Below are 12,169 nucleotides of genomic sequence, written 5' to 3' on the forward strand. Positions count from 1 at the left end.
GGTGGCGACGTGAGGGAGGCCCGTTCGCGCCACCCGCTCAGACCGAGCGTTCACGAAAACGCGCCACGGCCTGGAGCTTGTTGGCGGCATCGAGTGCGGCGACCTTGTAGGCCTCGGCGAGCGTGGGGTAGTTGAAGACGTTCTCGAGGAAGTAGTCGAGCCCACCGCCCAGGATGAACACCGCCTGGCCGACGTGGAGGAGTTCGGTCGCGCCGGAGCCGATGATGTGGACTCCGAGCAGCCGACCGGTGTCGCGATGGAAGAGCATCTTCACGAGACCCTTCTCGTCGTTGAGGAGCTGACCGCGCACGAGCTCGCTGTAGCGGGCAACGCCGGTTTCGTAGGGGATGCGGTCGCTCGTCAGCTCCGCTTCGTTGGCACCGATCATCGAGATCTCCGGTATCGAGTAGATCCCGATCGGGAAACGGTCGGCCATGGGGCGGGACGCAACGCCGAACATGTGGCAGGCGGCGAGTCGACCCTGTTCGGCGGAGGTCGAGGCCAGAGCAGGGAAGCCGAGGACATCTCCGGCTGCGTACACGTTGGGGGTGGTCGTCCGGTAGGCGTCGTCGACAGTGATCCGGCCGTGGGTGTCGGTGCCGACTCCGATCGCGCCGAGGTTCAGCGAATCGGTGTTGGCTTCCCGCCCGGCCGAGAAGAGAACCATGTCCTCGACGATGGACTTGCCGGACTCGAGTTCGACGAGGCCCTGCGGGTGTGGCTCGGTCACGGTCGTCACACGCTCGACACGCTCGCCGAGGCGAAAGGTCACGCGCTGGTGGCGGAGCTGGGAGATCAGCTCGTCACTGATCTCGTCGTCCAGGAACTCCAGGAGCCGCTCACGTTGGTCGACGACGGTGACCTTCGCGCCGAGCGTCGCGAACATGGACGCCAGTTCGAGCCCGATCACCCCGCCGCCGATCACGACGATCCGCTGTGGCTGGCTCTCCAGGTCGAGGAGGTCGTCCGACACGAGGACCGTGCGGCCGTCGATCTCGATTCCGTCGGGCCGGGCGGGGCGGGAGCCCACGGCGATGAGGATGTTGTCGGCGGACACCCGGGTGGTGCTCTCCGGAGCAGCGATCTCCAGTGTGTGCTCATCCACGAACGACGCCGTCCCGATGTGCATCGCGACGCGGTTGCGCCGCAACTGCTCCACCTGGACCCGCGCCTCCGCCTCGATGACCTCGGCCACACGGCTGCGGAGCTCCCCGGTGGTGGGCACGGGGGCGGCGTGGGGTACCAGGCCCCGCCCGGCGTTCTCGGCGGTGATCGCCTGGACGGCCTCGCGGAGGCTCTTGCTCGGGATCGTCCCTGTCTGGAGGCAGGCACCGCCCACCGGTGGGTCACGCTCGACGATGAGGGCCCGCTTTCCGACCTTCGTGGCCTGGACGGCCGCGCGCTGGCCCGCCGGACCGCTCCCGATGCAGACGAGGTCGTAGTCGTGGGTCGGCATGGCTCCTCGGGGGAAGCTACCGCCCGGGCGGCGACGCTGTCGCCGACTGGACGGTGTCGATGAGGGTGCCACCGTCATCGCGGACGTGGTAGCGGCGCGCGAACAACCAGTACGCGACCGCCCCGGCGGGGAGGGGAAGCCAGTACGAGACGAGGCGGTAGGCGAGGGTCGCGACGGCGGCATCGCCGGCACTCACACCCGCGAGGGCCAGCGTGGCCGTGAGCCCCGCCTCCACGAAACCCAGCCCACCGGGCGTGATCGGGATCATCGACAGGACGGCCGCCGCGGTGAAGGCGAGCAGGACGAGCGACGGGTCGGGGTGTGCGCCCACCGCCGTGAGGGCGGCGAGCAGCGCAAGGTAGTCGAGACCCCAGTTGCCGACCGCCGCCGCCACGGCCCGGACCCAGCGCCTGCCGAGCGACACCTTGATCCTGTCCCGCTCCACGACGAGACGGTCGGGGAGGGTTCCCGCAGGAGGCCCACTGCGGCGCACGAAGGCGAGGAACCGCTCGATCAACGCCCCGGTGAACCGGACCGGCCGGTCGGTGCGCAACGCGACGACGCCGACAGCGAACATCACGAGGAAGGCACCGGCGCCGATCCAGGCTGCCTGTGCGAGACCGTTGGGGACCGGCGTCCCACCGATGATCGCGGGAAGGCTCAGGAGAGGGAGCGCGAAGACCGTCGCCGTGGAGATCAGCGAGACAGCGGTGAGCGCGGAGGCGGCGGCCGCCGGATCGGCCCCCGACGTGGCCAGCATCTTGTACTGCACCGCTCCACCGGCGGCGGCCCCACCGGGGACGACACGGCTCACGGCATTGGACGCGAGTTGTGCCGTGGCGATGGCGAACCACCCGGCGTCGCGGATGGCCACATGGAACAGGTACCAGACGCAGGCGAAGCTCCCGGCCTCGAGGAGTGCCATCACCAGGAACCAGACGGGGTTGATGTCCTCGAGCTTGCGCCACTGCCCGAAGACCCGGATCAGGCTCGGAGCCAGGAGGTAGAGGCTGAGCGCGGTGATGCTGAGCAGCACGACCCGGAGAGCCACCTTCCTCCTGCTGATCCGACCCTGGACGGGCGCCGGGCCGTCCGCAGGTGGGTCGGAGTCGTCGGCCGGGAGCGCGGCGCGGCGACCGGGCGGCTCGGGGGATGGCACCTCTCCACAGTAGGACGGGCGCGGTCGGTTGCCCGGCTTCTCAGGTCCGGAGAGGTTCCGTCCGATAAGGGAACGACAGGGAAGGACACATGACGGCCCGTTCGACACAGCGCCACGGGGGTGACCCACTACGCCCCGACAGGCTGACGCGGGCGAGCCTGGAACGCGAGGCCCGGGCGGCGGGCGTCCGCCTCTCGCCGGTCGGTGTCCGGGGCTCGGTCCACCGGCGGGCGTGGGAACTGGTCGCACTGGTCGCACTCCCGCTGCTCGTCGTCGCGATCGTGATGCTCCTCCCACCGGAGGTCTTCCCGGAGGAGACCGTCGGGCGCGGGCCGGTCGCCGCTGCGCTCCTCCTGGTGTCCGCCGTGCTGGCTGTCTACGGACTCGTCCGGGCGTCGCATCTGCGCCGGCTCCTCGGGCTGCTCGCGGCCGAGGAGGAGCGCAGCTCACAGCTCGTTCGCGACGTCAACCGCTCGGCGGCGCTCCTGCGCGCGGCCGTGACCGTCAACTCGGTCGCCGAGCCGCGCGAGGTCCTCGATGAGATTCTTGCGGCCGCACTGGAGCTCTTCGGATGTGACGATGGAGCCGTTCTGCGCTCGGACGCCGAGAACATCGAGATCGTGGCCTCGCGGGGCCGCTTCGCCGCCGGCGACGAGACCCTCCGTGCCGCGCGCTCGATCATCGGCCACGTCCTGCGCACGCGTGACGCCGCGCTCGGCTCGCTGCGGGTGGCGGAGCGCCCGCTGCGGGAGGGGACACAGGCCGGAACGGCCATGGCCGCCCCGATGCTGCATCGTGGGTCGCTGGTCGGTGTCGTGCTCCTGGAGGCACCACGCGGCGCGCACTTCGAGGATTCCGAGATCGCGACGCTGTCCCTCTTCGCGGGGCACGCTGCCATGGCGATGGCGAACTCGCGGCTCCGGGCGCTCGAGACCGAACAGATCGCGGCGCTGCTCGAGTCGGACAAGGTCCGTCGTGAGCTGATGGTGCTCGCCGGTCACGAGCTCCGCACGCCCATCACGGTGATGCGGACGGCTGCCGCCGGTGCGGCTCGAATGGGCTCCGTGCAGTCCGATCCCCATGCTGCTCTCGAACAGCAGGGGCTGCTGGACCTCATCGACGCCCAGGCGAAACGCTTCGACGAGATGACCGCGCACCTCACCGAGGAATGGCGACGTGCGGGGAGCATTCACGTTCCGTTGCGGGCCGTGGACCTCACTGCCCGGGTCGACCGCCACACTCGCGATGCGCGGGCAGCCGGGACCCCTGTCGAGTTCCGACCGGGAGAACCATGCGTAGTGACCGCCAACGAAGAGGCCGTCGACCGCATTCTCGGGTCGCTGCTCGAGAACGCGACGAGGCACGCCCGGGGACCCATCCGCTGCACCATCGAACGGGACGTCACCCGTGCCGTGATGACGGTCAGCGACGGCGGCCCCGGACTCGACGAGGAGAGGCGTCGGCGGATCTTCGAGCCAGGGCACGGCCGTGGACGTGGCCTCACCGTCGTCCGCGGCCTGGCGGAGGCCTGTCGTGGGACCGTGTGGGCCGAGCCGTCACCGTCGGGCGGAACGGCGTTCCGCGTGGCCTTCCGCCGCGTCGGCTCACGGACCGACCGGCCCGACGTGCATGTCGAGGGACCGGTGCCGACTCAGGCCTCGACCGGTCCGGTGGCCGACGTGAGGTCCCCGACGATGCCCGACACCTCACCGGCCCCGGTCCCGGAACGGCGGGCGTCGGGCTCCAACGCCTGATCTCAGCCCGCGTCGAGGCTGGAGCGTCCTCCGTCGACGAACCAGTTGGCCGTCAGCTGCAGACCCTCGACACTGGCACGGGGCTGGATCTCCTCGAAGGTGCGGCGGTACCCGGTTCGCGCGATGAGCCACGTGTCGTCGTGGAGGACGTACTCGTCCTCGTAGAAGGCGGCCCCGCGGATCGTGATGTCCCACGCGGTCTCGATGACCACGTCGTCGAGAGCCCACGTGCCACGGGCGGACGTGGGACCGGTGAGGTCGATCTCGGGGTGGTGGACGCGATGACTCGATAGGAACGTCTCCGCTGACATCGAGCGGACGAGGAAGTCGAGGATCGCCTCCCGTCCCTCGAAGTGGTACCGCCCTCCGCTGTAGGAGGCCTCTGCGTCGTCTGTGAAGCACGTCGCGAGGTCGTCCCAGAGCTTCTGGTCGAGGCACCGTAGGTAGCGGTACTTGAGCCGCTTGATCCGTTCGATTGTCATCAGGTCGTCGGCCGTCACGCTGGCGTACGATAGACGGCTCCCAGGAGCCCTGTCTTGTGACCCGTCCCACCCCAGATCCGGCCGAGTCGGTGATCGCCACCGGCGCTCAGCACGACACCGAGATCGCCTCGGAGCAGCGCTACGTCGACGCCGCCTACGAACGTCTCGATGCGATGCGCGCGGCCGCCCGGCGTGTCGAGGACGGCTACCGCGAGGTCGGGCGAGGCGGGACGCACCAGGCCCGCCTCGAGCGGGACGCTGCGGTGGATCTCACCCGCCGGCGCCTGAGCGCGCTGGAGATCGGCGACCGCCCCCTCGTGTTCGGGCGCCTCGATCTCGAGGCCGGTGACCCCGCCTATGTGGGCCGTGTCGGCGTCGACGACGAGTCGCGGGAGGCGCTCGTGGTCGACTGGCGGGCACCGGTGGCGGCACCGTTCTACCGGGCCACCGCACTGGAACCCCTGGGCGTGGTGCGCCGCCGGCACTTCCAGACCCGTGGCCGGGTCATCACCGGCCTCGACGACGAGGTCTTCGATGCCGACAGGAGCCGGGCCGCCGGCCACACCCTCGTCGGCGAGGGAGCACTCCTGCGTGCCATCTCGGGGCACCGCACGGGCCGGATGGGAGACATCGTCGCCACGATCCAGGCCGACCAGGACCGCGCGATCCGCGCGCCGCTCGCCGGTGCCCTCATCGTGAACGGAGGGCCGGGAACCGGCAAGACCGCCGTCGCGCTCCACCGGGCCGCGTACCTCCTCTACACGCACCGTGAGCGACTCGCCGGGCGGGGCGTCCTCTTCATCGGGCCGAGCCCCGTGTTCCTGCGCTACGTCGAGGAGGTGCTGCCGAGCCTCGGGGAGGGGGAGGCCCGCCTGACGACGATCGAGCGCCTCCGGCCGACGATCGCGGTGCGCGCGTCGGACCCTCCGGCGGTCGAGCGTCTCAAGGGGGATGTGCGGATGGCCGACGTGCTCGCCGCCGCCCTCCGGGACCGGCAGCGACCCCTGCCCCGGCCGGTCCACCTCCGCGTCGACGGTCACCGCGTCACGATGACCCCGAGCGCCTCGAGGAAGATCGTCCGCAGAGCCCTTCGCCGTCGCGGGACCCACAACTCGCGGCGGCCCTATGTCGAGCAGCGCGTTCTCGACCATCTCGAACGTGGGTACCTCCGGGTTCTCGCCGGCCGCGACGATCTCTCGGTCGATGACCGGTCGGCCGCCTCCGCTGCCGCCCGTGGCGAGGAGCCCGAGCGCGAGTGGTCCGACGACCTGCGCCGGCGGATCCGGGAGCGCCCCGAGACGCGGGAGATACTCGAACGGATCTGGCCGGTGCTCTCCGGAGCCGAGCTACTTCGTGAGATGTCAGGCTTCCCGGAGCTCGTGAAGTCGGCCGCGACCGGGATCCTCACCCGCGACGAGCAGGAGCTCATCGTCCGGGACCGCGGCCCCGACCTGGCGTCGATGCACTGGTCCGTTGCCGACGTCGCACTCATCGACGAGGCCGACGAACTGCTCGGCCCGACCACGGATGCACGTCCCTGGCGACCACGTCGCGCACAGGACGAGGACTCGCTCGAGGTGGCCGGACGCGTCGTCGAGGAGCTCGGGCTCTCTGGAATGGTCAGCGCTGCCGAGATCGCGCGCCGCTACGGCGCCGGCACGCCGCCGTCCGCTCCCGACGACGACGTCCCCGGCTACGGCCACGTCCTCGTCGACGAGGCCCAGGATCTGTCACCCATGCAGTGGCGCATGGTGAGGCGACGGGCACCGGGGAGATCGCTCACCCTCGTCGGCGACTTCGGTCAGGCGTCCCGACCGGGAGCCGCCGGGTCGTGGGAGGAGGTACTCGACGTCGTTGACGCGCGCTCCTCGACGACGGCCACGCTCACGGTGAACTACAGGACACCGGCCGAGATCATGGAGCCCGCTGTGAGACTGCTGCGCGCCAGCGGACCCGGGCTCACGCCGCCCGAGGCGGTGCGCCACACCGGGACGCACCCTCGCTTCGACCGGGTCGACCTGCACGACCGCGTGCGCAGTGCGGACGCGGCGGCCCGCGCGAGCGTCGGTGGGAATGGCACTGTCGCGGTCATCGCCCCCGGCGGCCTCTGCGTCGCACTCGGTTCGTCGCTCGGTGACCTCGCAGCGGGTTGGGGCTCACCCGACGCGCTGGACGCCCCGATCGCCCTCGTGACGCCGACCGAGGCGAAGGGCCTGGAGTTCGACCACGTGATCCTGGTCGAGCCCTCCGACATCGTCGGGGACGACCGTCGCGCCGGGCTGCGACGTCTCTACGTGTGCCTGACCCGTGCAACGAGCACGCTCACGGTGATCCACTCGCAGCCTCTCCCCGAGGCGCTCCGCTGACCGAGACCGGGTCGGCGACATCGGGTCGCGGGTGTCACCGGAGGCGGCGGAACCGCCTGATCAGCTCGTTGGTCGAGCTGTCGTGGTCGAGATCAGGCTCCTCGGGGGCGTCGAGGGCCGGAATGATCCGGTTGGCCAACACCTTGCCGAGCTCCACGCCCCACTGGTCGAAGGAGTTGATGTTCCAGATCCAACCCTGCGTGAACACCTTGTGCTCGTAGAGGGCGATGAGCTGGCCGAGGGTGTGGGGTGTGAGCTCCGATACGAGCAGCGAGTTGGTCGGGTGGTTCCCCCGGAACACCCGGTGGGGCACCTGGTGGTCGGGCACGCCCTCGGCCTCGACCTCGTCGCGGGTCTTGCCGAAGGCGAGAGCCTCGGGCTGTGCGAAGTAGTTGGCCATCAGGAGGTTGTGGTGGTCGCCGAGGTCGTGGGCCGAGCGGGCGAAACCGATGAAGTCACACGGGATGAGCTTCGTGCCCTGGTGGATCAACTGGTAGTAGGCGTGCTGACCGTTCGTCCCCGGCTGCCCCCACACGATCGGGCCGGTCTGGAGTTCGACCGGGTCACCGTTGCGGTCGACGGACTTGCCGTCGGACTCCATGTCGAGTTGCTGGAAGTACGACGTGAGCCGCCAGAGGTACTGGTCGTACGGGAGGATCGCCACCGTCTGGGCGCCGAAGAAGTTGTTGTACCAGATGCCGATCAGGCCCAGGAGCACGGGCAGGTTCTTCTCGAAGGGCGCGGTGCGGAAGTGCTCGTCCATGGCGTGGAATCCGGCGAGCATGTCGCGGAATCGCTCGGGGCCGATGGCGACCATGAGCGAGAGTCCGATCGCAGAGTCGTAGGAGTAGCGACCGCCGACCCAGTCCCAGAACGGGAACATGTTGTCGGTGTCGATCCCGAACTCGGCGACACCCTCCTCGTTGGTGGACGCAGCGACGAAGTGGTGCTCCACCGCCGAGTCGTCGAGTGCCTCCACGACCCAGTCACGCGCCGTGTGGGCGTTCGTCATGGTCTCGAGTGTCGTGAACGTCTTGGAGCACACGATGAAGAGCGTCTCGGCTGGATCGAGGCTCCGTGTCGCCTCCACGAAAGCCGTACCGTCGATGTTCGACACGTACCGGAACGTCATGTCCCGGTCCGAGAAGTTCTTGAGGGCCTCGTAGGCCATGGCCGGGCCGAGGTCGGAGCCACCGATCCCGATGTTGATCACGTTGCGGATCCTCCTGCCGGTCGCTCCGGTCCAGGCGCCACTGCGTACGCGCTCGGCGAAGTCGGCCATGCGGTCGAGGACGGCGTGGACATCGGGAACGACGTTGTGGCCGTCGACCTCGATGACGGCGCCGCGGGGTGCCCGCAGGGCAGTGTGCAGGACGGCGCGGCGCTCGGTGACGTTGATCTTCTCTCCAGCGAACATGGCGTCGATGCCCCGGCGGAGGCCGGCGCGCTCGGTGAGGGCGAGGAGGAGAGGCAGGGTGTCGGCGGTGATCCGGTTCTTCGAGTAGTCGAGGTAGATGTCGCCGGCCTCGGCACTCATCGTGGTGCCGCGGTCGGGATCATCGGCGAAGAGGTCGCGCAGGTGGAGGTCCTCGACGGTGTCGAAGTGGTCGGCGAGTGCCTGCCATTCCGCTGAGGTGGTGATGCTCATCGTGTCTGTCCCTTCCGGGTGGGTCCGCTCTTCGGGCCGAGGGTCGAGCGCGGACCGGTCATCCCCTGCGGTCCATGCGCTCGACCGTGCCGTCGCCGGCCACCAGGACCTGCTCGACGATCCGCGCCGGGAAGATCCCGTGTTCGATGACGCCGGGGATGTCGGCACACTCGCGCGCCAGCGACTCCGGGTCGCTGATGGGGAAGAAGTCGGCGTCGAGAAGCGGGTTGCCGTTGTCGCTCGTCGTTTCGCGGACGGTGACAGTGGCCGCTCCGAGGCCCAGGAGGCGATGACGGACCGGTTCGACGCCGAATTCGACGACCTCGAAGGGCAGCCCGAAGGCGCCGAGCGTGTCGACGAGCTTGGAGGAGTCCACGACCACGACGAACTCATCGGCGAGCTCCGCCACGATCTTCTCCCGGGTCAGGGCCCCACCACCACCCTTCACGAGGTTGGTCGACGGATCGACCTCGTCGGCCCCGTCGATGGCGATGTCGAGTGTGCCGATCTCTCCGGGGGTCACGACAGTGAGCCCCTTGCCCCGCGCCAGCGCCTCGGTCTTGTCGCTCGTTCCGATACAGGTGATGTCGGGGGCGCGCTCGGCCAGTTCGAGGATCGTGTAGTACACGGTCGAGCCGGTTCCCAGGCCCACCTTCATCCCGTCGGACACGAGGCCGGCCGCATGACGACCGACGGCCTCCTTGGCGACGGCACCCGGGCCCGTCGCCGGACCCGTCTCGCTCACGGCGTACCGACAGCGCGAGGCGGGTGGACGACGACCGGCGGGGTCGTCGTGCCGGTGGTGTGCTGCATCGCTGCGACGCTAGCGCGGTGACGCAGAGCGCTCGGCGACAGCCGACCGGTGGATACTGTCAGCCGCACGCCGCCGTGAGAGCGGGGTACGGGTTGACGATCCTGTCCCAGTCGAGGCGGATCTCGAAATGGGTGTGGTGCGCACCGCCGGAGGCGTCGCCGGTGTTGCCGGTGTAGCCGATCACCTCGCCGGGCTTGACCCGGCGGTTGTCGGGACCGACCCACGACGCCAGGTGGGCGTAGAAGTACAGCTTGCCGTCATCACCGTGCAGCCAGATGGCGTTGCCCTGTCGGGATCCCCATCGCTGGTCGATCGTGCCCGCAACGGCGGCGACATTGGGCCGACCGTAGGCGGCGAAGATGTCGTTGCCCTCGTGGAACGACGAGCCGCGGGGCGCATGCCAGTCGTTGCTGAAGCTGATCGATCCCGTGACGGGGCAGCGCATCCCCGGGCTCGGGTTCGTCCCCGGCGGGAGCGGATCGGGTGGCACGCACGCGCTCAGGACGAAGAGAGCGGCGGCGACCGGAACGATGAAGCGCATCGGATGGTTACGCATTCCACCGTTTCGGCACACCCGGAGCGATTCTTGAGCGCGTGCTGCATCCCGCCCCTGCCCGAGATGGTGCGTTCGTGTTGCCATACGCAACGGGAACGCACCATCCCGGCGGGTCAGGGGGTCGGGGACGGGCCCCAGGCCCCGTCGGGGCGGAGGCGGGTCCCGTCGGGGTGCTCACCGGTCAGGTGCCGGGCCAGGCCGGCGTAGAACTTCAGGTGGTGGAAGATGTGGTTGCGGGGGAAGCTGAGGGGGAACCCGATCTGATTGACGTGGTCGGCGTAGACGAGGCCGAGGAACTGCCATCGACCATGCCGTTCCGGTTGGTGGGGCCGATCCAGGGCGAACCCGTGCATCGAGGGCTCGGAACCGGTCGTGATGTCGTCGACCGACAGGACCGGCCACTTCGCGCTCGCTACCGGCACGAACCCGTCGTTGTCGTCCTTCTCGAACTTCTCGTTGTATCGGGTGAGCTCGTAGAAGGGCTTGAGGAACAACGTGACCTGGTACTCGTTGGTGATTCCCGCCACGGAGAAGTAGTCGACGTCGTCGTGGTCGGCGTAGCGCTGGTTGAACTCGCCGAGCATGTAGGCCCGTCCGAACTCGCGCGCCGCCCGGTACAGCGCCGACTCGTCGTGGCTGAACAGCGAGATGACACGGTCGATGTCGGGGAGCAGGACGTTCTGCACGAAATCTGTGACCAGCTCCGTGTCGTCGGCGACGAGAACGCCGTTGTGGGGCCCACCGATCGTCGTGACCGACGCGATGCAGTCGGCGACCGTCAGATCACGGAGCTCCTCATCGAATGTGGGGTCGTCGAAGAGCCGCCAGGAGCCGAGCCCGTCGGGCGACGCCACGTAGCGCGCGTCAACGGCGGCCTGACTGTGGGCCACGAGGTGAACGGGGCGCCGCGTGTGCAGGTAGATGTCGGCGAGATGCGGCCGAAATCGATGGTCGAGCACGCGGTACCCGCGGCCACGGGGCCGGAACACCCGCTCGGCGTTCGCAACGTCGTCGGTGCCTGGCGGTCGCCCGTAGACCCACTCGTAGGCCCGGTACTCGAAGGTGTTGAGCGGGTCCACGGTGGGAGTGTGGACACGGAACCCCTCGAGCTCCAACGCCTCCTTCACGCCCACGAAGTATTCGAGGGGCCCCATGCGGGCGAAGCCCATGAAGCCGTGCATGAGGACGATGGGGTGCCGGCGCCTGTCCAGCACGTCCATGAGCGCGCGGGCGCCGAGGCGCCGGGCCGTTCGGAGCGGCCACAGGGCGAGATCGAGGAGGTGGTTGGCCACGGACAGGGCAGGGTAGCGGTGCCTCGCCGGGCGGCCACCCATCCCATGTGACCGCCTGCCGGATTCGTTGCCCCGCCCCGGCTGCACCCCGAGCGTTCAGGGAGGGCAGACTCGGGCCATGACCCTCTACGCGCTGGGCGACGTCGAGCCCACTGTCCACGCCGACGCCTTCGTGCATCCCGACGCCACGCTCATCGGGGACGTGACGGTGCACGCCGACGCGAGCGTGTGGCCCGGCGCCGTCCTGCGCGGCGACTACGGGCGAATCGAGATCGGCGCGCGTACCTCCATCCAGGACGGCTCGGTGATCCACGCCACCGCGACACACCCGACCCTCGTCGGCGAGGGTTGCGTCGTCGGGCATCTCGTGCACATGGAGTGCTGCACGATCCGCGATGGCTCCCTGATCGGCTCGGGGTCGATCGTGCTGCACCGGGTCACGGTGGAGTCGGGAGCGCTCGTCGGCGCCGCAGCACTGGTGCCGAACGACACGGTCGTCCCGTCGGGGGCGATGGCGCTGGGTGTCCCGGCAACGATCCGGCCCAACAGCGTCGACGCCGACGAGATCGCTGCGAACGCGGCCAACTACGTCGACAATGCACGCCGCTACCGGCGGGAGCTGCGGCGTATCGACTGAACGTG

At 69.6% G+C, this 12,169-nt stretch carries 10 protein-coding genes; 3 read left to right on the forward strand and 7 right to left on the reverse strand.

What is annotated here, in order from left to right:
• Window positions 1–37 precede the first annotated feature (37 nt).
• Both sthA and R3A49_02475 read right to left on the reverse strand, forming a co-directional pair.
• On the reverse strand, window positions 38–1,456 hold the full coding sequence (gene sthA / locus R3A49_02470; protein MEZ5169594.1) for a Si-specific NAD(P)(+) transhydrogenase: 1,419 nt from the start codon (window positions 1,454–1,456) through the stop codon (window positions 38–40).
• Window positions 1,457–1,472: 16 nt separating this feature from the next.
• Window positions 1,473–2,615: a lysylphosphatidylglycerol synthase transmembrane domain-containing protein gene (locus R3A49_02475; GenBank protein ID MEZ5169595.1), complete on the reverse strand. Its 1,143-nt coding sequence runs from the start codon at window positions 2,613–2,615 to the stop codon at window positions 1,473–1,475.
• 89 nt (window positions 2,616–2,704) lie between these two features.
• Between R3A49_02475 and R3A49_02480 the strand changes: the two genes are divergently transcribed.
• Window positions 2,705–4,369, forward strand: a complete 1,665-nt coding sequence (locus R3A49_02480; protein MEZ5169596.1) for a GAF domain-containing sensor histidine kinase — start codon at window positions 2,705–2,707, stop codon at window positions 4,367–4,369.
• 2 nt (window positions 4,370–4,371) lie between these two features.
• Here the strand turns inward: R3A49_02480 and R3A49_02485 are convergent, their stop codons facing one another.
• Complete coding sequence (locus tag R3A49_02485) at window positions 4,372–4,869, reverse strand: nuclear transport factor 2 family protein (GenBank protein MEZ5169597.1); 498 nt, start codon at window positions 4,867–4,869, stop codon at window positions 4,372–4,374.
• 38 nt (window positions 4,870–4,907) lie between these two features.
• Between R3A49_02485 and R3A49_02490 the strand changes: the two genes are divergently transcribed.
• Window positions 4,908–7,217: a UvrD-helicase domain-containing protein gene (locus R3A49_02490; protein ID MEZ5169598.1), complete on the forward strand. Its 2,310-nt coding sequence runs from the start codon at window positions 4,908–4,910 to the stop codon at window positions 7,215–7,217.
• A gap of 34 nt (window positions 7,218–7,251) precedes the next feature.
• On the opposite strand, the gene pgi is transcribed toward R3A49_02490, so the two are convergent.
• The 4 genes from pgi to R3A49_02510 form a co-directional block, all read right to left on the reverse strand.
• Complete coding sequence (gene pgi / locus R3A49_02495) at window positions 7,252–8,865, reverse strand: glucose-6-phosphate isomerase (protein MEZ5169599.1); 1,614 nt, start codon at window positions 8,863–8,865, stop codon at window positions 7,252–7,254.
• A 58-nt stretch (window positions 8,866–8,923) separates the two neighbouring features.
• Entirely contained in the window at window positions 8,924–9,610 is a 687-nt protein-coding gene (rpiA, locus tag R3A49_02500; protein MEZ5169600.1) for a ribose-5-phosphate isomerase RpiA, read from the reverse strand.
• Between the two features lie 127 nt (window positions 9,611–9,737).
• Window positions 9,738–10,235 carry a M23 family metallopeptidase gene (locus tag R3A49_02505; GenBank protein MEZ5169601.1) on the reverse strand — a complete coding sequence of 166 codons (498 nt, stop codon included), beginning with the start codon at window positions 10,233–10,235 and terminating at the stop codon, window positions 9,738–9,740.
• 113 nt (window positions 10,236–10,348) lie between these two features.
• Window positions 10,349–11,527 carry a hypothetical protein gene (locus R3A49_02510; protein ID MEZ5169602.1) on the reverse strand — a complete coding sequence of 393 codons (1,179 nt, stop codon included), beginning with the start codon at window positions 11,525–11,527 and terminating at the stop codon, window positions 10,349–10,351.
• 118 nt (window positions 11,528–11,645) lie between these two features.
• On the opposite strand from R3A49_02510, the gene R3A49_02515 reads away from it, so the two are divergent.
• Window positions 11,646–12,164 (forward strand): gamma carbonic anhydrase family protein, encoded by a 519-nt coding sequence (locus R3A49_02515; protein ID MEZ5169603.1) that lies wholly within the window; start codon window positions 11,646–11,648, stop codon window positions 12,162–12,164.
• Window positions 12,165–12,169 lie beyond the last annotated feature (5 nt).

The sequence above is a fragment of the Acidimicrobiia bacterium genome (assembly GCA_041394025.1).
In the GTDB taxonomy this organism is placed as follows: Bacteria; Actinomycetota; Acidimicrobiia; order IMCC26256; family JAOSJL01; genus JAOSJL01.